Here is a 17,465-nt window from a genome sequence, read left to right on the forward strand (position 1 = left end):
CCCGACTGACTACTGGATTTTGGGCACCGTGGCATTGAGACCGGCAGGCAAGACCCTGTCGTCCCTGACTGGCATCCTGGTCATGGCAGCCGTGCTTTGGCTGCTCCTGAACTTCGTCTACGCGCCGAGCTGCGGCCGGTTCGCGTGCGGTCTTGAGCCTGCTTGGTGGCCGCAGGCGGAAGCCGACAGCGGGGTTGCCTGCCCGGACAGCATCAGCGCCGCCGCAGAGGACGCCGAGTGGGCAGCCGCCCGGATCGCGTCGCTCCGGGAGGCGGACGCCAAGGTCACGACGGGGTTGTTCTACGACTCGGATGGCACCGAGCACACCATCCGAAGTGGTCGGGACGCGGACGCCAAGCGGGCTGACAAGGCTTTGGTGGAAGCGGGCGTGGAGATGCCGCGCGCGGGGCCTCACCCGGCTGCGTCGCACGTGGAAACCAAGATCGCCGCGCTCATGCGCGAGAACGGCATCACCTACGGGATCGTTGTGATCAACAATGACCGCGGCCCCTGCGGCACCGATCCCGACGCGCTCGAACCGTTCAGTTGCGGAGTCGTCATTCCCGCCATCCTGCCCACAGGTTCGACCCTGGCGATATGGTCGCCGAAGGACCCCGACCGGCCGGTCATGCTGTCAGGAAGGGCGCAATGACTGATCACGTGGTGGTCGGCAAACGAGCGGGCTACGCCAGCGCCGAAGTCGTCGCGCGCACGTCGCACCAGCGTCGTGACCTGGTGGAGATGCTCGTGCTGCCGGACCAGGAGCAGACCGAGGTGTGGATCGGCATCCAGGGGCAGCCGAAACGTTGGAGCCGCGCGGGCTATGCGGGCGACTTCGGCGCCGTGTTGTTCGTAGACGAGACCACACCGCCTGGCGCCGATTGGGCGTGGGCTGCCCTGAGCCCCGAACCGCTGGCCACGCCGCCCACGATCTACTACGACCCAGATGGTGTGACGATCTTCCCGCCTGCCACGGTCATGCCCTTGGAACGCCTGCGCGCCGTGCTCTTGGAGTGGGTGCGCACCGCCCAGCGGCCTGCCGCCGTGGACTGGCTGCCCGTGAACGCCCTGGTCTGGGAGTTGACCGAGGACGGCCGGGTGCATGTGCCCGACCCCGCTCACTAGCCGCCCGCGACGGGTGGGCTATGCGTTGTTCGTGGCGGGTGGCCCCCTCCGTGGAGGGGGCCACTCCAGTTTCCGAACGCCGAGTCCGGTCAGCGCGAAGCGTGGCCTCGGACCCAGGAGACCAGCGACTCCACCGGCGCCGCAAGGGCCGGACCGCCCTGGTTCTTGGAGTCACGCAGCGCGTCGAGAGTCGACCGAACCTCGACACACTCGCCGCCGTTTGCGTCGCTGAAACTGCTCTTCCGCCATGTGACAGACCGGCTCATGCTGGCCCCTTTCTCGCTGCCCAGGATCGTTCCCCCTGCCATCGGGGTCACTCACGGCCCAGGGTAGTCAGCAGGTCAGCGGACTCTTCTGGCGAGAGCGCCATGTCACGCACACGGGTGAAGACCTGGCCATAGCGGATCAGGTCGCCCGGCTTCTCGAAGTACATGCTTCCGCGCTCAGTGGCGACGTAGACGAGATCCATGTCCTCGGTGTCCTCGAAGTCGTCGAACTTGAGCATGGAGAACGCGCCCGCCATCGCCGGATGGGCGCCTGCGGAGAACGGCAGCACGCGGACCTGCCCGCGCTCGGCTTCCGCACGCAGCCGAGTCAACTGCGCTCGCCACACCTCCGGCGAACCGATGGGCCGGTGCAAGACCGCCTCGTTGACCACAGCGGTTACCCGCGCCCGAACCACAGACTGGCGTTCCATCCGCAGTTCGATCAAGCGGTCGATCTCTTCCTGAGCCAACTCTGGACGGAGGGCGAGGTGCAGGGCCGCAAGGACGTCCGCCGTCTGGAAGAGACCTGGAACGAACTCCGCTTGGTACATCCAGATCTCGGCGGCGTCGGGCTCCAACGAGGCGTAGATCTCGAAGCCCTTCCCGATGATGTCGCTGTACGACTCCCACCAGCCGCGTTCTTCGGAAGACACCGCGAGGTCCATCAAACGGTCGGCCTCGGCGTCGGGCACGCCGTAGATCCGCAGGAGGCTCGCGACGTTCCGAGGCACGATGGTGCCGCGACCGCCCTCGATCCGGGACAGCGTCGGCTGCGAGATCCGCGCCTGGGCCATCACCTCGGCCGAGGATCGCTCGCCGCGCAGCGCGCGCAGCCGTTTCCCGAGGTAGCGGCGACGAGCCGCAGGTCCTGCGCCAGCATCCATGGAAACCATCCTGCCTGAGTCGTGACCGTCACCTTGTCCCCCATTCGATGGATATTCACTATGCATATCCACAGGGTATCGTCCCTGGTACCGGCTTCGGCCGGGGGCCGCGCGGCCCCCACTCCAGCCCAGGATCACGGGGCCGCGCAGGTCCAGGCATATCCCCACCATCGAGGGAGTTCGCAGTGTCCCCACACCAATGGGTTCACCGAGCACCGGGCCAGGACGGCGCCGACCAGAACCGACCCCTGACCGTCCACGGGGACGACTGCCCGAGCGTCCCACCCGGGACGAGCGCGCACTTCGTCACCGAGGACGCCACCCCGGTCCCCCATGACACGATCAGGGCATCACGAGTCGCGCGGCGCCGCACGATCCGCCGCCAGCGGTCCGAGTGACGTCATGGGTGCGGCTTGGATAGTCCTGTTCCCTCTCGGCGGGATGGTGCTGGCCGGGTTGCTCGTGCTCTTGATCGTCATCGCCCTGGACCGCCCTTCGAGACGTGCCCAGGGCGATGGCAGCGCGGGCAGGCACACGCGATGACCCCGTTTCAGCGCGGCGTCATCACCTGGTTCGAGTACATGGCCGTCGTCGGCCCACTGGTCATCGCCGCGCAGATCGCCCTCGTGGTCCGGCGACGCAGGAACACCATGCCGCCTCTGCCGTTGTCCCCGCGCTGGCGGGCGCGGCGCCGGTACCGCCGCCGCGCGGCCCTGAGCAGCCGGGCCACCGGTAGCGCTTCCCCCCTGCCGGTGGCCCGGCCCCACACCCCGGGCGGTGCGGGAACCCCCGACCCCGCACCGCCCGGGCACCGCGTGGAGACGCCATGGTGACCCCCGACCCGGAGCAAGTGGACTTGGCCGCGAACCTCGCCCGCCTCGCCGCCCGCCTGGACGAGGTAGCCCACACCATCACCCAGACCGCGAAGAAAGCACGCGTCTACGCCTCCGGAGTGGTGATCGGATGGGCCACCCGCGAACAAGCCGACCAACTCGCCGAACTCTTCGAAGAAGCGGCACGGCAAGTCCGACTACTGCGCCCCGACGACACCAGCGGGACGGTCATCACCGGAACCCCCCAGGAGCAGGACCAGTGACCCCCGCAGAGCACTCCACGCCGATCCAGCCCAGGCACGTCCTCGGCAGGAACGGCGAGCACTCACCCACCAGGCACGGCGAAAGCCTCGACCTGTGCCTGTCGGCATTGCGCGCACGACGCTGGCACATGTGGGCCTACGGAAACGACCCGGTCCAGGCGTTCGGGGCCACGCTGACCTGGCCCCACGTCGTGGACATGATCATCCTCTGGTCGCCCGCCACCGCCCTCGCCTACCGGACACCACGCCACCCGGACACCGACCCCTACTGCCCCACACACGTGACCGGCCACTACACCGGCCCGGCCCTGTGGGCCACCCGCTGGCTGCTGACCATCACCCCACCCGGAAACACGCTCTCGGCCCTGCGTCCTGTCGGGCCGGACTTCGCCGCCCTCCTCGAAATGCGGCTACACCCCGAAAAGACCTGGGTCCCCCTGCCGCCTCCCGGCCCGTCCGACTCTCGCTGACAACCCGCCTGACTCGAACAACGGAACGCTATACATGAGATTGCCGTATGAACCGGATGACGATCGCGCCGCAGAAGAACTGATCAATATCGAACTGCGGAACCCGGTCATCGCCCGCTGGCGAGCGATGACCAGCGACCACTACGTGATACAGACCGACCGAGTGTTGCTCCGCATCTACCGCCGAACCGAGGCAACATATATCACCCGCAACGCGCGGATGGCCGACATGCGCGCCGCGTTCGTCGCCAACGAGATCACCGCCGAACAACGACGCGACGCCATAGCCCAACACGAAGCATGGAAAGCCACGGTCGAGGTATTCCGCGCCGAAGTCGAACAACGCCGCGAACAGATCATCCACCGAGTGCGCACCCTCACCGGCGACAACGGATTCACCATCGCCCGCACGTCACTGCACGCCCTCGCCCGCGCCGTCGCCGAGCACCGAGCGACAGTCGACACCGAATACGAACCCACCAAAGCCGACCGGCTGCTCTGGTCCCGACTGTCGATCGTGACGTACCCGCTGGATCGACACGGCGAACACACCGCCACCCTTGACGAATATTTGCGACACGAAGAGCGAAAACAAAGGGGTCAACACGCATGAACCACCACAGGCGCCTTTCCTTTTAGCGCGCGATTCGCCTGCCGATTTCTTGACCAGCACACCCGCCCGCCTCTCCCCGGAGCCCGCACGAATGCCGCAACACGAACCCTCCCCCCGCGCCCGACGACTCGGGCTACGCCTGGCGCGACTGCGCAAAACAGCCCGTCTGCCCCAGGAGGAAGCCGGTAAGCCGCTGCGCTACGACCTCCGCAAGATGAGCCGCATCGAGAAAGGCCAGATCCCAGACTACGCGGGCCTGACCGCGCTACTCGACGTCTACGGGGTCCCCGTCAACGAATGGGAACCGTATGTCCGCCTCTGGGAACAGGCCAAGGACAAAGGCTGGTGGCACGGGCTCGGCCTGACGGATGCCGGATACATCAGCCTGGAACACCACGCCAGCACGGCACGCGTCTACGCGCTCACCGCCGTGCCGGACCTGCTCCAGACCCCCGACTACACCCGCCTCGCCCTCACCGACCCCATCACCGGCCGCCCTCACCGCAACACTGCCGCCGAAGTCACCGCGCGCGCCCAACGACAGCAGCGCCTGACCACCCACCCACCGCTGGCCCTGCACGCGATCATCCCTGCGCACGCGATCACCCCCCAGCACCAGACACCGGATTCAGTGCTGGACGGGCAACTCCGCCACCTGGCCGACCAAGCCCGCCTGCCGAACATCACCGTCCAAATCCTGCCCACCACCGTCGGCGCCCACCAAGCGCCGTTCACGATCCTGTCGTTTCCCGATGCCGACGACATCGACACCGTCTACACCCACCACGCCTTCGGATCGGTCATCACCGACAACCCCGACCGCGTCACCACCGCCACCCACCGGTTCCGGCACCTGGCGGAACTCGCGCTGAGCGAACCCGACTCCCGCGCCCTCATCGACCACCAGCACTACCTGGCCACAGGCTGAACACCCACCCTGGATGGGACGCCGACGATGCCCGTCAGCCTGCGGCGGCGTCCTCAAGCCGGGCGATGCGTTCCTCGTAGCGGGCGACCAGACCCAGCCGGGCACGGACCCGAGCGTGTTCCATCCGGATCTCCTCGACCAGCGAGAGCACCGAGTCGAGCCCGGAGTCCAGGCCGGAGCCCAGTTCCGGCGGGTCGGCGTCCATCGACGGAATGGCTCTGCCCGCCCGGTGCTCCAACTCCGCCAGCCGCGACTCCAGGGCGGCCAGCTGGGGCGCCATGCGGCGCTGTTCGTTGCCCAGCCAGTCGACCGCCGCGCCGACCTCGCCCAGGCGGTGGTCCAGGGCCTCGACCCGGCCCATCAGGTCGTCTCGGACGGTGTCGCGGAGGGCGGTGAGCTCGTGGGCCAGTTCGTCGTTGCGGCGGCCCGCGTCGTGGGCGACCGGGGCGATCTGCTCCCGGGCGATCGCCTCGATGCGGGGCCGGAGCCTGCGCCACACCGGGCCGCCGACCAGGCGGGCGGTGTCGCGGAGGCGGTCCACCACTGGTCCACTTGTCATGGCAGCACCTCGATCTTTCCGATGTCGATCCAACTTCTCAGTAGCGCCGCCTCGGCCGCCAGCCGGTGTTCCTCGGTGACCCGCACCGCGTCGCCCCAGGCGTGGGCGAAGGTGGTCTGGTCCGGCTGGTCGATGATGGACATGCCCGCCATGCGGACCGTCGCCTTGGGGAACAGTTCGGTGACCAGGTACGCGGTCAGGGTGCCGGTGGTCGACCAGATCGCGGCCCTCGGGTCGTAGCCGAGCAGGTCGTTCAGGGGGACCGTGAAGTCGCGGTTCGAGACCGGGACGAAACCCAGGTCGGCGGGCCACCAGTCCGGGATCAGCTCCGGCTCCCAGTGCAGCCTGCCCGGCTCGACGAGCAGGTAGAGCCGCGACGGGTAGTCGGCGAACGTGTGCGGGCTGGCGATGAGGCCGCGGTGCAGCACGACCACGTCGGTCCGGGAGCCCAGGGCGGGGGGCGCGTCCGGCGTGTCGACGGCGAAGCTGGTCATCCGGATGACCAGGTCGGCGGCGTCGATGGCGGCCGCGCGTTCCGGGTCGGGTGGGACCGGCGCGTTGCCGACGATGGTGACGGTTTCCGGCGCGTCCATGGACGCGGTGCGGCGGGCGTACGTGGCGACGAGCGCGGCCAGATCAGCCCGTGACCTCGCTGACGCCGGGGTCACGGCGTTGAGGGAAATCATCGACAAGTCGGTGCCTCGGGGGGACTAGGCGGGGCGGGAAGCACGTGCGTGGGAGTGACGAACACTACATCGGCTCCGTCCGGTGGGACACTTCAGCGGCCGAGTGGCGCGATCACACGCGGCGCAACCGCTTGCGGGGGGTCTCTTCCCCCGGGAATACCCGCTTCACGCCGTCACCCATGGCGGTTTCCACGATCCGGATGTCGCGCACGAGCCTGCGCAGGCCGTCGGGCTCCAGCGACGCGGCGTGGTCGGAGCCCCACATCGCGCGGTCCAGGGTGACGTGCCGCTCGACCACGCACGCGCCCAGCGCCACGGCGGCCACCGACACCTGCAAACCGCGCTCGTGGCCGGAGTAGCCGACCGGCACCGGGAAGCGTTCCCGCAGCGTGGTGATGCCGCGCAGGTTCGATTCCTCGGGCGGGCACGGGTACGTCGAGGTCGCGTGCAGCAGGATCAGCCGCTCAGTGCCCAGCACGGCCACCGCCTGGTCGATCTCCGCCATGGTCGACATGCCGGTGGAGGCGATGATCGGGCGGCCGGTGTCGCGCAGCGCCGACAGCAGGGCGGTGTCGGTCAGCGACGCCGAGGCGACCTTGTGCGTGGGGACGTCGAAGCGCTCCAGGAAGTCCACGCTCGGCACGTCCCACGGGGAGGCGAACCAGGCGATGCCGCGCGCCTTGCAGTGCCGGTCGATCTCCTCGTACTCCTCGACGCCGAACTCGACGCGGTAGCGGTAGTCGAGGTAGCTCATCTCGCCCCACGGGGTCTCGCGGCGGGTGTCGCGCATGTCCGGCGGGGTGGCGATGTCGGGGGTGCGCTTCTGGAACTTGACCGCGTCGGCGCCCGCGTCGGCCGCGACGTCGATGAGCCGCTTCGCCAGGTCCAGGTCGCCGTTGTGGTTGATGCCCGCCTCGGCGACGACGTACGCCGGGTGGCTGGGGCCCACGACCCGGTCACCCAGGACGACGGTGGGTGCGGCTGCGCTCATGTCCAGGCTCTCCAATTCAGCGTTTCTCGCCGTGCTCTTCACTGCCGCTTCGCGGCCAGGATCAGGTCGGCGACCTCGCGGACCGCGCCCGCGCCGCCGGGGCTCGCGAGCACGACCCTAGCCACAGCGCAGACCTCGGGCCGGGCGTCGGCCACCGCGATGGGCCACCCTACGAGCCGCAGGCAGTCGATGTCGCGCAGGTCGTTGCCCACGTACGCCACCCGGGCCGGGTCGAGGCCGCGCTCGGCGATCCAGTCGCGCAGCAGCACCGCCTTGTCGGCGACCCCGTGCGCGACCTCCACGCCGAGCTTGGCCGCGCGCGCGGCGACGACCGGGTTCACCTCGACGGACAGGATCATCACCGGCACCCCGGCCGCCCGCAGCGCGGCCACGCCCGCCCCGTCGGAGCGGCTCACGACCACCGCCTCGGTGCCGTCCTGCAGCACGATGGCCCGGTCGTCGGTGTGCACGCCGTCGAAGTCGGTGACCAGCGCGTCCACGGCGATCGGCTCCCGCTCGGCGCGGCCAGCGGCGATGCGCCGGGCCAGGTCGAGGTCGTCGGCGGTGTCGATCTCGATGGCGTCCCCGGCTGGCACCTCGACCAGCCCGATCCGGCCGAAGAACCGGTGCCCGCCCTCGCGCAGGCCCGCTGTGCGCATCGCGTAGACGGCCCCGGTCTCGCGGAACTCGGGGTCCCGGTCCTGCCTGCGCGGCCGGTAGGCGGCGGAGTGGTTGACCCCGGACGCGGAGCCGCCCGGCTCGACCCGCCACAGGAACTCGTGCACCCGGACCGCGGTGAACGCGCTGTCGCAGCCCTCGTCGCGGACCCGGGCCACCACCCCGTCGATGGTCTCGACCGCGATGAACGGCGAGGTGCACTGCACCAGCAGCACGGTCTCCGGGTCGCCGCCGTCGCGGGCGCGCAACTCGTCCAGCGCGTGCAGCACCGCCGACTCGGACGAGTTGGTGTCCCCGGACAGGTCCGCTGGCCGCCGCACGACCACCGCGCCCGCTGCGACGGCGACGTCGGCGATCTCGGCGCTGTCGGTGCTCACCACGACCTCGTCGACCCGGCGGGCCGCCCGCACCGCGCGCACCGCGCGGGCCACCAGCGGCACCCCGCCGACCCGGGCGAGGTTCTTGGCTGGCACGCCTTTGGAGCCGCCGCGCGCCGGGATGACGGCGACGACCTGCCCGGTCGATGAAGTGGGTTGAGTCACGGCGGCCATGCTGCCACGAGCGGTCCGCACGGCAGCCGCGCCCAGGGTAAGAGGGCAACAGGCCGCCGGTAGGCTCAACGATCGTGCAAGCAATCAGCGCGATCGACGTCCCTTCAGCACCCGTGGCCCACACCGGCCGCAGCTGGGCGCGCGCGGCCCAGGACATCCGCCAAGGCATCGGCCACCGCGAGCTGTGGGGCCATCTCGGCTGGCAGGACATCAAGCAGCGCTACCGCCGCTCGGTCATCGGCCCGCTGTGGATCACCCTCAGCATGGCGATCACCGCCGCGGGCCTCGGGCTGCTGTACTCGCAGCTCTTCGAGGCCTCGATCGGGACCTTCCTGCCGTACCTGACGGTCGGGTTCATCGTCTGGAACTTCATCCTCGGCTGCCTGACCGAGGGGTCGGACACCTTCATCGCCAACGAAGGCCTGATCAAGCACCTGCCCGCGCCGCTGACCGTCTACGCCCTGCGCACCGTGTGGCGGCAGACGCTGATGCTGATGCACAACCTGCTGGTCTACGTCGTCGTCCTGGCCATCTTCTTCAACGACCTGTCGACCCCCGGCTACGAGATCACCGAGCACGGCACACCGCAGCCGGGGTTGAGCTGGGCGGCGCTGCTGGCGATCCCGGCGTTCTGCCTGATCGCGCTCAACGGCGCCTGGGTGACGCTGCTGTTCGGCATCATCAGCACCCGCTACCGCGACATCCCGCAGGTCGTGGGCGCCCTGACCCAGCTGCTGTTCTTCATGACCCCGATCGTGTGGTCGACCGACATCCTGACCAAGCGGTTCGGCGAGGGGGCGGCGGACTGGAAGATCCTGGTCGCCGAGCTGAACCCGCTGTACCACTTCATCCAGATCCTGCGCGCGCCGCTGATCGGCAACACGCAGAGCTGGCACCACTGGGTCGTGGTCGGCGGCATCACCGTGATCGGGTGGTCCCTGGCCTTCCTGGCCATGCGGAACTACCGTGCCCGTGTTTCCTACTGGGTCTGAGTGAGGCAGCTAGCCATGGTCAGCATCGAGGTCCACAACGCCTCCGTCGACTTCCCCATCTTCGACGCCAAGACCCGGTCGTTGAAGAAGGCCGTCCTCGGCAAGGTCGGCGGCAAGATCGGCACCGAGGCCCGGGTCCCGGTCATCGAGGCCCTGCACGACATCACCCTGACCCTCAAGGAGGGCGACCGGGTGGCCCTCGTCGGGCACAACGGCGCTGGCAAGTCGACCCTGCTGCGGCTGCTCTCAGGCATCTACGAGCCCACCAGAGGCACATCGCGGATCAGAGGGAAGATCGCGCCGGTGTTCGACCTCGCGGTCGGGATGGACCCGGAGATCTCCGGCCTGGAGAACATCATGATCCGCGGGCTGTTCCTGGGCATGTCCCGCAAGGAGATGGAGAAGCGGGTCGACGACATCTCCAACTTCACCGAGCTGGGCGACTACCTGCACCTGCCGCTGCGCACCTACTCCACGGGTATGCGGGTGCGGCTGGCGCTGGGCGTGGTCACCTCGATCGACCCGGAGATCCTGCTGCTGGACGAGGGCATCGGCGCGGTCGACGCGGCGTTCATGACCAAGGCCAGGGACCGCCTGGTCGACCTGGTGCGCCGGTCGGGGATGCTGGTGTTCGCCTCGCACTCCGACGACCTGCTCTTCGAGCTGTGCAACACGGCCATCTGGATGGACGAGGGCCAGGTCAAGATGCAGGGCTCGCTGCGCGAGGTCCTCACGGCCTACAAGGGCCGTGACCCGTTCGAGCACATGAGCAAGGAAACCCTCGAAAGGCTCGGCGAGACCGGATGAGCGGCCTGATCCCATGAGCACAGCGCAGCTTCCGCCGAACTCGGTCGTGGCCGTGGTCGTCACCCGGCACCGCCGCGCGCTCCTCGCGGACTCGCTGAAGATGATCGCGGCGCAGAACCGGCCGCCGGACCACCTGATCGTGGTCGACAACGGCCCGGACGACCCGGCCCGCGACATCGTGGACAACTGCCCGCTGCCCGCGACCTACCTGGTCTCGCACCGCAACCTCGGCGGCGCGGGCGGGTTCGCGCTGGGGATGCTGCACGCGCTGGCGCTGGGCGCGGACTGGCTGTGGCTGGCCGACGACGACGGCCGCCCCGCGGACGAGAACGTCCTGGGCACGCTGCTGGAGGTCGCCGAGCAGCGCGGCCTGGCCGAGGTCTCGCCGATGGTGACCAACATCGACGAGCCTGCGAAGCTCGCGTTCCCGCTGCGCAGGGGCCTGACCTGGAAGCGCACCGCCGACCAGCTCGGCGAGGACTTCCTACCCGGCATCGCGTCGCTGTTCAACGGCGCCCTGTTCCGCGCCGACACCCTCGACGTGGTCGGCGTCCCCGACTACCGCCTGTTCTTCCGCGGCGACGAGGTGGAGGTCCACCGGCGGCTGCTGCGCTCCGGCCTGCCGTTCGGCACCAGCCTCAAGGCCGCCTACCTGCACCCCGACGGCTCCGACGAGTTCAAGCCGATGCTCGGCGGGAAACTGCACGCGCAGGACCCGGAGAACGAGGTCAAGCGGTACTACACATACCGCAACCGCGGATACCTGCTATCGCAGCCGGGAATGCGCAAGATCGGGCTGCTTGAGGTGTTCCGCTTCGGCCTCTACTTCCTGGGCACGAAACGCGACCCGAAGGCTTTCCTGGAGTGGCTGAAACTGGTCCGCAAGGGCCGCCGGGAACGCTTCTTCCGGCACTGATATCTAAATTGAACCACTCGATTGGCGGTTATTATCGGCACATCAGACTGTCACCATGCCCCTCGTGGCCACCAAGACCAGAAGCGGGGCACTGCTATTCGCCGCGATCGCCGTCGTCACCGTTGTCGCCATCCCCGAGTTGCGGGTCAAGGTCACCGACCTCGTTGAGGGAATAACCGGCGGGACCGAACTAGTGGGCGAAGTTGAGACACAATTCATGGTTGCCGCATCAGCCGCGTCACAGGTGCGCAAGTGCGTTTCGCAACGAAATACCCTCGACCAGGATTGCGACGACCTCAAGTTCGTCATGATCGATGCGCAGCGGATGCCGTTCATCGCCCGCAACATCTCCACCGCATGGAAAGCCGGGAAACCCGGCGTGTTGACCAAGGATTCCACACGGGAATCCGTCAACCGCAGGCAGGTATGCAGACCGAGCTTTCCCCGGCCGAACGGCGGGCAATGCGATGAATTTCCGTTCGCGTCAACCAGGCAGGGCGGCGAGGGCGCCCAAGAGCATGAAGTGCCCGCACGTGAGAATCGTTGCCAAGGTGGCACTCTTGGGAGACGGTACGATGCGGCAGGAATCAGGGATGGCGACGACTTCCTTGTTGTGATCACACACCCAAGCAAGATCGCGCCAGGGCCGTACCAAGGTGTTGACATCGCCAAGGAGCGGGGTGACTGCTGATGACGAGGCCAGATATCACGATCAGCACTGAAGTCGAGATCGACTACGGTCAAGTCTACATCTACTCGGCGTCCCCTTGGGGCAGGAAACCTCCGAGCGAGGCCGTGACGCGCGCGCTGAACGACGCCGAACAATCTGAACGATTCGTCGGTGTCGCAGACGGGTTGATTGACCTTGTTGTGCCCTTCCGTAAAAGCTTCAACGCCCCGATGCGGATCGAGGTGTGGCAGCAGGAGCCGCCGCCCGATGACGACACCTGGGATCACGTGGTCGATGTTGATTTCGACGTGGTCGACGGTCGGATCGTGTTCGAGCCCTCCGGAGGGTTCGGATCGCTCAGCACGGAGGAATCAGTGCCGTCCGGAGCGTACCGAGCCCGGGTATCTGGTCGCGGCTACACCGAGGCGGCCAGCGGCGCTGAAGGCAGCGACTCCTATCAGTTGCGACTCTGGCCTCGCGATGCCGACACACCGCCTGCACTGCGCAAATCCTGGTCCGGTTTCCCAACAAGCGGGTAAGCGCCATCTCTGAGGTCAACAGGTCCAGAGCAACTGCTGGGTGTGGTCACCTCGACCGGTCCAGGTTCCCGCTGAACCGGACCTGACTTGGAAGCGCACCACCGACCAGTTGGGCGAGGACTTCGTGTCCCGCGCCGCTCACAGCCGTTCGAGCGCTTCGGCGGCGGGCACGCTGGCGTACGCCGACCACGAGGACAGCAGCGCCTTGAGGTCGCCCGCGTGCCGTTTGCGCAGCTCCGGGCTCTGCGCCAGCACGTCCAACTCGTTGGCGAAGGTCAGCTCGACCAGGTCGCGCACCAGTGCGGGCTCGGCCCGCGACTCGACACCGGTGAACCGGTCGCGCACCACCCGCGACAGCAGCCGGGGGTAGCTGAACTCGCGGTCGAGCGCGCAGTAGGCGTAGACGATCGCCTCCGCCTCGCCGCCGACCAGGTCGACCAGGACGTGTCTTTCCGCCAGCGACACCAGCGACTGCGGAAACCCGGCCGTGCCGTACGCGGCGTGCGCGAATCCGGCTAGCTGCAGGGCGGGTCGGGCGCCCCACGCGACCAGCGCGTCCCGGGTGCGCCCGAGGTGGGCGAGCAGCGTGCCCCCCGGGTGCGCCAGCTCAGCGGCTCCCCTGGCCGCCAAGAAGTCCTCGATCATAGGCCAGAGGCTACGCGCTGTCCGCCGAAAGCGAATCCGCTATTGGTGAACTATTGTTGTGCGCCAAGGGTTTTCGTGGTCGAGTGCTGCCATGAGCGAATCCCGGCAAGCCCTGATCCTGCACCTGGCCAGCGGCGGCGAGCCCCTGGTGTTCTCCCTGTCCGCCAAGAGCGCCAAGAGCCTGGCGCCCCGCCTCCCGGTCCTGCTGGCCTCCGGCGGCGTCGACACCCCGGAACTGGAGGACGGCACGACCGTCGCGGTGAACTTCGCGCACGTGGTCACCGCGCACCTCGACGTCCTGCCCGCGCACGTCCGCGTCTACGGCACCCCGGACAAGGGAAAGCACGGCTTCGGCGTCTGAGCGGCCCGTCGGTGGTGATGCTGGGGGGTGTTCACCACCGGCGGGTCTTCAGTGCCGGAAGACGACCGTGCGCAGCAGCACGAAGTTGATCGACGTGCCGACGCCCTGGGCGATCACCCAGGCCAGCGCGTACTCCCAGCGGAACTCCGGCAGCAGCGCCAGCATCAGCGCGTTCGTGCCGACGTTGACGAAGAACGTCACCGTGTAGAGCAGCGCGAAACCGCCTGCCTGGCCGATGCCGCGGTCGGCGGCGTCGGTGAAGGTGAAGCGCTTGTTGAGGAAGTACGCGGTGGTGGTGCCCGCGACGAAGCTGAGCGCCTTGGCCAGGTGCACCCACAGGTCCGCCTGCAACAGCAGCCAGTAGGTCCCCGAGTCGACCAGCGCGCAGAAACCGCCGACCATGACGAAGCGCGTGAGCTGCCGCAGCAACCCGGCGCGCTGGATGTCGTTCCGGACCTCGGTCATGTCGTCCCGTCTCCGCTGTCGCCGCTTAGGCGGGACAAGTCTAAGAGCGCCGAGACGCGCCGCTACCCTGGGTGCCGTGGAGCCAGCGAAGTTCGAGACGCGCACGCTGACCGGATGGGGTCGCACGGCGCCCTCCGCGGCCCGGGTGGCCGGTCCGAGCACCGCGGACGACGTCATCGCCGCTGTCGCGGCCGCGGGTGAGCGGGGCGTCATCGCGCGCGGCCTCGGCCGCTCCTACGGCGACCCGGCGCAGAACGCGGGCGGGCTGGTCGTGGACATGACCGGGGTGGACCGCGTCCACTCCATCGACGCAGGCAGCGGCCTGGCCGTCCTCGACGCCGGGGTGAGCCTGGACAAGCTGATGCGCGCCGCGCTGCCGTTCGGCCTGTGGGTGCCGGTGCTCCCGGGCACCCGGCAGGTGACCATCGGCGGCGCGATCGGCTCCGACATCCACGGCAAGAACCACCACTCGGCGGGCAGCTTCGGCAACCACGTCCGCTCGATGGACCTGCTCACCGCCGACGGCCAGGTCCGCACCATCACCCCCGACGGCCCGGACTCCGACCTGTTCTGGGCGACCGTCGGCGGCATGGGCCTGACCGGGATCATCCTGCGCGCCACCGTGGCCCTCAAGCACACCGAGAGCGCCTACTTCGTCGTCGACACCGACCGCACGTCCGGCCTGGACGAGACGCTGGAACTGTTCTCCGACGGCTCCGACGACGGCTACGACTACTCGATGGCCTGGTTCGACTCCATTTCCACCGGCCCCAAACTCGGCCGCGCGGTGTTCTCCCGCGGCTCCCTGGCCAAGGTGGACGAGCTGCCCAAGAAGCACCGCGCCAACCCGCTGCGCTTCGACGCGCCGCAGCTGCTGACGCTTCCGGACGTGTTCCCCAACGGCCTGGCCAACAAGCTCACGTTCCGCGCGCTCGGCGAAGCCTGGTACCGCAAGGCGCCCAAGCGCGGCCGCGGCCAGATCCAGAACCTGACCGCGTTCTACCACCCGCTCGACCTGTTCGGGGAGTGGAACCGGGCCTACGGCTCGCACGGGTTCCTCCAATACCAGTTCATCGTGCCGTTCAGCGCGGACGCGGAACTTCGCACGATCGTGCGGCGTATCGCTGAATCGGGGCACGTGTCGTTCCTCAACGTGCTCAAGCGGATGGGTGCGGGCAACCAGGCGCCGCTGTCGTTCCCCCAACCCGGGTGGACGATCACGGTCGACTTCCCGATCACCCCCGGCCTCACCGAGTTCTGCGCGTCGCTGGACGAGGCCGTGCTCGCCGCGGGCGGCAGGCTGTACCTGGCGAAGGAATCCCGCACCGCCCCGCAGACTTTCCACCGGATGTACCCGCGGCTGGACGAGTGGCGCAAGGTGCGCGACTCGGTCGACCCGGACGGACTGTTCACCTCGGACCAATCGCGAAGGCTCGGACTTTGATCAACGCAGTCGGCACCCCGCAGTCCCTGCTCCTGCTCGGCGGCACGTCCGAGATCGGGCTCGCCATCGCCGAGAACTACGCCCGCCAGCGCCCGCTGACCGTCACCCTGGCCGCGCGCCCCTCCGCCCGCCTCGACGCCGCCGCGGCGAAACTCCGCCACCTCGGCGCGACGGTCCGCACCCTGCCCTTCGACGCCCGCGACATCGACTCGCACCCCAAGCTGGTCGAGGACGCGTTCAGCGAGGGCGACATCGACGTCACCGTCGTCGCCTTCGGCCTGCTGGGCGACGCCGAACAGCTCTGGCAGGACCACACCGCGGGCGTCGAACTCGCCCAGGTGAACTTCACCGCCCCGGTCTCCCTCGGCATCGCCCTCGCCGAGCGGCTGCGCAAGCAGGGCCACGGCGCCCTGGTCGCCCTGTCCTCGGTCGCGGGCGAGCGCGTGCGCCGGTCCAACTTCGTCTACGGCGCCACCAAGGCGGGCTTCGACGGCTTCTACCTCGGCCTCGGCGAGGCCCTGCGCCCCGAGGGCATCCACGTGACGGTGGTCCGCCCCGGTTTCGTGCGCACCAAGATGACCGAGGGCATGACAGCGGCCCCCATGGCCACCACCGCCGACAAGGTGGCCGAGGTCGTCGTGGACGCGGTCCGCAAGCGCAAGGACCTGGTGTGGGCCCCGGCCCAGTGGCGGCTCGTCATGTCGGTCCTGCGCCACATCCCGCGCCCGATCTTCCGCAAACTGCCCATCTGACCACCCGCGGCTCGGACCGCGATGCCCGGGGATTGTCCCGGGAAAGGCCTTCCCGGCGGTGTGGGTTATCCACATGCCCCACACCTGTCCACAGGTTTCGCGCTCCCCTTCCCTCGGGCCCCAGAGCCGATAGACTGGAGCGGGGCGGCCCCCCGGGGAGGGTGGGGTATGCCGCCCGCGTGTTATGCCGCCCGCGTGTGATGGGGCGCTTTGTTGTCCTGGCGAGGGCGGTGTCTGTCGCGCGGGTGGGACGCGCTAGCGGCACGAACCAGGTGTCAGCGGCGCGGTCGAGGGATTCGCCGCCACAGTGCGTGCGGGACTTCCGACCGTTGAGTGGCAGGCGCGGCTTCCGACGTGCACATGCCCTGGTTTCGCGGTGGCTCGGGCGCGGCCGCAGGCCTCAGGCGTCGCTGGGGCGGGGGGTGGGAACGTCCGCCTCGGGGGTGTCGACGACTTTGAGGGCGCTCAGGACCCAGGTGGTGGTGGTTTGGCCCACCTGCACCGGGAAGGTGGCCTGGTGCTCGCTGTAGCACTCGTAGTGGCGGACGACGCCCACCCGGCCGTCGGGTAGCTCGACGCGGGTGCCGACGTCGGGGAGGGTGCTGGGCGGCTCTCGGTCGGCCATGCGGCCCACCAGGCGGGGCGGGTAGGTGTGGGTCGGGTCGGTTTCCGGGGCGGGCAGGGTGAGGCCCGCGACGACGTGGCTGACTCCGGTGAGGGCCTTGGTCGCGCTCGACGCCGGATGGGCGACGGGGTGGGCTGGGGCGGCGGGTCTCGCGGTGCCAACCGGACGCTCACCTGCCCGCAGTCGCGACGGCTCGGACGGGCAGAGAACGCTCATCGATCACTCCAAATCGGACAGGCGGGTCGGGCGCCGATGGCCGGGGCGCCTGCCGCCGTTGGGTTCGACCGCGCGGTGGTGGTGACAGTCGCCTACGGTTGCCGCTACGCGCCTGGGGGCGGGCGCCAGCGGAATGAGACCATAATATTCCGAATCATTCGCCCCGGGCGATCCCTCGAAGGGTGG

Annotated in this window: 24 protein-coding genes; 15 read left to right on the forward strand and 9 right to left on the reverse strand. The window is 69.0% G+C overall.

Annotation, left to right across the window (positions count from 1 at the left end):
* The first annotated feature begins 28 nt into the window (after positions 1-28).
* Both BLS56_RS10600 and BLS56_RS10605 read left to right on the forward strand, forming a co-directional pair.
* Entirely contained in the window at positions 29-652 is a 624-nt protein-coding gene (locus tag BLS56_RS10600; protein ID WP_139190599.1) for a DddA-like double-stranded DNA deaminase toxin, read from the forward strand.
* Entirely contained in the window at positions 649-1,125 is a 477-nt protein-coding gene (locus BLS56_RS10605) for an Imm1 family immunity protein (protein ID WP_175482766.1), read from the forward strand. The genes BLS56_RS10600 and BLS56_RS10605 overlap by 4 nt, the downstream gene beginning before the upstream one ends.
* Before the next feature lie 89 nt (positions 1,126-1,214).
* Here BLS56_RS10605 and BLS56_RS10610 read toward each other — a convergent pair whose 3' ends face one another.
* Together BLS56_RS10610 and BLS56_RS10615 are read right to left on the reverse strand one after the other, a co-directional pair.
* Positions 1,215-1,433, reverse strand: coding sequence for a DUF397 domain-containing protein (locus tag BLS56_RS10610; RefSeq protein WP_324187516.1), 219 nt, complete (start codon positions 1,431-1,433; stop codon positions 1,215-1,217).
* Positions 1,434-1,438: 5 nt separating this feature from the next.
* Positions 1,439-2,275: a helix-turn-helix domain-containing protein gene (locus tag BLS56_RS10615; RefSeq protein WP_091449818.1), complete on the reverse strand. Its 837-nt coding sequence runs from the start codon at positions 2,273-2,275 to the stop codon at positions 1,439-1,441.
* 539 nt (positions 2,276-2,814) lie between these two features.
* On the opposite strand from BLS56_RS10615, the gene BLS56_RS30550 reads away from it, so the two are divergent.
* The 5 genes from BLS56_RS30550 to BLS56_RS10640 all read left to right on the forward strand — a co-directional run bounded on the left by BLS56_RS30550 (position 2,815) and on the right by BLS56_RS10640 (position 5,382).
* Positions 2,815-3,108, forward strand: a complete 294-nt coding sequence (locus tag BLS56_RS30550; RefSeq protein ID WP_139190600.1) for a hypothetical protein — start codon at positions 2,815-2,817, stop codon at positions 3,106-3,108.
* Positions 3,102-3,371, forward strand: coding sequence for a hypothetical protein (locus BLS56_RS10625; RefSeq protein ID WP_091449820.1), 270 nt, complete (start codon positions 3,102-3,104; stop codon positions 3,369-3,371). The genes BLS56_RS30550 and BLS56_RS10625 overlap by 7 nt, the downstream gene beginning before the upstream one ends.
* Positions 3,368-3,841 (forward strand): hypothetical protein, encoded by a 474-nt coding sequence (locus tag BLS56_RS10630; RefSeq protein WP_139190601.1) that lies wholly within the window; start codon positions 3,368-3,370, stop codon positions 3,839-3,841. Before BLS56_RS10625 ends, BLS56_RS10630 begins: the two co-directional genes overlap by 4 nt.
* Before the next feature lie 34 nt (positions 3,842-3,875).
* Positions 3,876-4,454: a hypothetical protein gene (locus BLS56_RS10635; RefSeq protein WP_091449822.1), complete on the forward strand. Its 579-nt coding sequence runs from the start codon at positions 3,876-3,878 to the stop codon at positions 4,452-4,454.
* A 91-nt stretch (positions 4,455-4,545) separates the two neighbouring features.
* A complete protein-coding gene (locus BLS56_RS10640; RefSeq protein ID WP_091449823.1) occupies positions 4,546-5,382 on the forward strand; it encodes a DUF5753 domain-containing protein in 837 nt (278 codons plus the stop codon).
* Between the two features lie 34 nt (positions 5,383-5,416).
* On the opposite strand, the gene BLS56_RS10645 is transcribed toward BLS56_RS10640, so the two are convergent.
* From BLS56_RS10645 to BLS56_RS10660, 4 genes are all read right to left on the reverse strand, one after another.
* On the reverse strand, positions 5,417-5,941 hold the full coding sequence (locus tag BLS56_RS10645; RefSeq protein WP_139190602.1) for a hypothetical protein: 525 nt from the start codon (positions 5,939-5,941) through the stop codon (positions 5,417-5,419).
* The gene (locus tag BLS56_RS10650; RefSeq protein ID WP_324187511.1) at positions 5,938-6,609 is read right to left on the reverse strand and encodes a hypothetical protein; all 672 of its coding nucleotides are present in this window, start codon (positions 6,607-6,609) and stop codon (positions 5,938-5,940) included. The genes BLS56_RS10645 and BLS56_RS10650 overlap by 4 nt, the downstream gene beginning before the upstream one ends.
* A gap of 130 nt (positions 6,610-6,739) precedes the next feature.
* The gene (locus tag BLS56_RS10655) at positions 6,740-7,618 is read right to left on the reverse strand and encodes an N-acetylneuraminate synthase family protein (RefSeq protein WP_091449825.1); all 879 of its coding nucleotides are present in this window, start codon (positions 7,616-7,618) and stop codon (positions 6,740-6,742) included.
* Positions 7,619-7,656: 38 nt separating this feature from the next.
* Positions 7,657-8,847 (reverse strand): acylneuraminate cytidylyltransferase, encoded by a 1,191-nt coding sequence (locus tag BLS56_RS10660; protein ID WP_091449826.1) that lies wholly within the window; start codon positions 8,845-8,847, stop codon positions 7,657-7,659.
* A gap of 74 nt (positions 8,848-8,921) precedes the next feature.
* On the opposite strand from BLS56_RS10660, the gene wzm reads away from it, so the two are divergent.
* The 5 genes from wzm to BLS56_RS10685 all read left to right on the forward strand — a co-directional run bounded on the left by wzm (position 8,922) and on the right by BLS56_RS10685 (position 12,771).
* Complete coding sequence (gene wzm / locus BLS56_RS10665; RefSeq protein WP_228771541.1) at positions 8,922-9,839, forward strand: galactan export ABC transporter permease subunit Wzm/RfbD; 918 nt, start codon at positions 8,922-8,924, stop codon at positions 9,837-9,839.
* A 15-nt stretch (positions 9,840-9,854) separates the two neighbouring features.
* A complete protein-coding gene (wzt, locus tag BLS56_RS10670; RefSeq protein ID WP_091449828.1) occupies positions 9,855-10,646 on the forward strand; it encodes a galactan export ABC transporter ATP-binding subunit Wzt/RfbE in 792 nt (263 codons plus the stop codon).
* A 13-nt stretch (positions 10,647-10,659) separates the two neighbouring features.
* Complete coding sequence (gene glfT1, locus BLS56_RS10675) at positions 10,660-11,562, forward strand: galactofuranosyltransferase GlfT1 (RefSeq protein ID WP_091449829.1); 903 nt, start codon at positions 10,660-10,662, stop codon at positions 11,560-11,562.
* A 64-nt stretch (positions 11,563-11,626) separates the two neighbouring features.
* Positions 11,627-12,253 carry a NucA/NucB deoxyribonuclease domain-containing protein gene (locus BLS56_RS10680; RefSeq protein WP_175482767.1) on the forward strand — a complete coding sequence of 209 codons (627 nt, stop codon included), beginning with the start codon at positions 11,627-11,629 and terminating at the stop codon, positions 12,251-12,253.
* A complete protein-coding gene (locus tag BLS56_RS10685) occupies positions 12,253-12,771 on the forward strand; it encodes a hypothetical protein (protein WP_091449831.1) in 519 nt (172 codons plus the stop codon). Before BLS56_RS10680 ends, BLS56_RS10685 begins: the two co-directional genes overlap by 1 nt.
* 138 nt (positions 12,772-12,909) lie before the next feature.
* Here the strand turns inward: BLS56_RS10685 and BLS56_RS10690 are convergent, their stop codons facing one another.
* Positions 12,910-13,416, reverse strand: a complete 507-nt coding sequence (locus BLS56_RS10690; RefSeq protein WP_228771542.1) for a DUF6817 domain-containing protein — start codon at positions 13,414-13,416, stop codon at positions 12,910-12,912.
* A 91-nt stretch (positions 13,417-13,507) separates the two neighbouring features.
* On the opposite strand from BLS56_RS10690, the gene BLS56_RS10695 reads away from it, so the two are divergent.
* Positions 13,508-13,777, forward strand: coding sequence for a hypothetical protein (locus tag BLS56_RS10695; protein ID WP_091449832.1), 270 nt, complete (start codon positions 13,508-13,510; stop codon positions 13,775-13,777).
* Positions 13,778-13,825: 48 nt separating this feature from the next.
* Here the strand turns inward: BLS56_RS10695 and BLS56_RS10700 are convergent, their stop codons facing one another.
* The gene (locus BLS56_RS10700) at positions 13,826-14,242 is read right to left on the reverse strand and encodes a GtrA family protein (protein ID WP_091449833.1); all 417 of its coding nucleotides are present in this window, start codon (positions 14,240-14,242) and stop codon (positions 13,826-13,828) included.
* Between the two features lie 76 nt (positions 14,243-14,318).
* Here BLS56_RS10700 and BLS56_RS10705 point away from each other — a divergent pair, with 76 nt between their 5' ends.
* Positions 14,319-15,686, forward strand: coding sequence for an FAD-binding oxidoreductase (locus BLS56_RS10705; protein ID WP_228771543.1), 1,368 nt, complete (start codon positions 14,319-14,321; stop codon positions 15,684-15,686).
* A complete protein-coding gene (locus tag BLS56_RS10710) occupies positions 15,683-16,438 on the forward strand; it encodes a decaprenylphospho-beta-D-erythro-pentofuranosid-2-ulose 2-reductase (RefSeq protein WP_091449834.1) in 756 nt (251 codons plus the stop codon). The genes BLS56_RS10705 and BLS56_RS10710 overlap by 4 nt, the downstream gene beginning before the upstream one ends.
* A gap of 400 nt (positions 16,439-16,838) precedes the next feature.
* Here BLS56_RS10710 and BLS56_RS10715 read toward each other — a convergent pair whose 3' ends face one another.
* Positions 16,839-17,279, reverse strand: coding sequence for a hypothetical protein (locus BLS56_RS10715; protein WP_091449835.1), 441 nt, complete (start codon positions 17,277-17,279; stop codon positions 16,839-16,841).
* Positions 17,280-17,465 lie beyond the last annotated feature (186 nt).

Source organism: Actinokineospora iranica (assembly GCF_900101685.1).
GTDB lineage: Bacteria > Actinomycetota > Actinomycetes > Mycobacteriales > Pseudonocardiaceae > Actinokineospora > Actinokineospora iranica.

Excerpts from the sequence above, each read along its gene's own strand:
- BLS56_RS10645 (WP_139190602.1), bottom strand. The coding sequence starts at position 5,941 with ATGACAAGTGGACCAGTGGTGGACCGCCTCCGCGACACCGCCCGCCTG.
- BLS56_RS10610 (WP_324187516.1), bottom strand. The coding sequence starts at position 1,433 with ATGGCAGGGGGAACGATCCTGGGCAGCGAGAAAGGGGCCAGCATGAGC.
- BLS56_RS10715 (WP_091449835.1), bottom strand. The coding sequence starts at position 17,279 with ATGAGCGTTCTCTGCCCGTCCGAGCCGTCGCGACTGCGGGCAGGTGAG.
- glfT1 (WP_091449829.1), top strand. The coding sequence starts at position 10,660 with ATGAGCACAGCGCAGCTTCCGCCGAACTCGGTCGTGGCCGTGGTCGTC.
- BLS56_RS30550 (WP_139190600.1), top strand. The coding sequence starts at position 2,815 with ATGACCCCGTTTCAGCGCGGCGTCATCACCTGGTTCGAGTACATGGCC.
- BLS56_RS10685 (WP_091449831.1), top strand. The coding sequence starts at position 12,253 with ATGACGAGGCCAGATATCACGATCAGCACTGAAGTCGAGATCGACTAC.
- BLS56_RS10700 (WP_091449833.1), bottom strand. The coding sequence starts at position 14,242 with ATGACCGAGGTCCGGAACGACATCCAGCGCGCCGGGTTGCTGCGGCAG.
- BLS56_RS10655 (WP_091449825.1), bottom strand. The coding sequence starts at position 7,618 with ATGAGCGCAGCCGCACCCACCGTCGTCCTGGGTGACCGGGTCGTGGGC.
- BLS56_RS10640 (WP_091449823.1), top strand. The coding sequence starts at position 4,546 with ATGCCGCAACACGAACCCTCCCCCCGCGCCCGACGACTCGGGCTACGC.
- BLS56_RS10690 (WP_228771542.1), bottom strand. The coding sequence starts at position 13,416 with ATGATCGAGGACTTCTTGGCGGCCAGGGGAGCCGCTGAGCTGGCGCAC.
- BLS56_RS10625 (WP_091449820.1), top strand. The coding sequence starts at position 3,102 with ATGGTGACCCCCGACCCGGAGCAAGTGGACTTGGCCGCGAACCTCGCC.
- BLS56_RS10635 (WP_091449822.1), top strand. The coding sequence starts at position 3,876 with ATGAGATTGCCGTATGAACCGGATGACGATCGCGCCGCAGAAGAACTG.
- BLS56_RS10605 (WP_175482766.1), top strand. The coding sequence starts at position 649 with ATGACTGATCACGTGGTGGTCGGCAAACGAGCGGGCTACGCCAGCGCC.
- BLS56_RS10660 (WP_091449826.1), bottom strand. The coding sequence starts at position 8,847 with ATGGCCGCCGTGACTCAACCCACTTCATCGACCGGGCAGGTCGTCGCC.
- wzt (WP_091449828.1), top strand. The coding sequence starts at position 9,855 with ATGGTCAGCATCGAGGTCCACAACGCCTCCGTCGACTTCCCCATCTTC.
- BLS56_RS10615 (WP_091449818.1), bottom strand. The coding sequence starts at position 2,275 with ATGGATGCTGGCGCAGGACCTGCGGCTCGTCGCCGCTACCTCGGGAAA.
- BLS56_RS10695 (WP_091449832.1), top strand. The coding sequence starts at position 13,508 with ATGAGCGAATCCCGGCAAGCCCTGATCCTGCACCTGGCCAGCGGCGGC.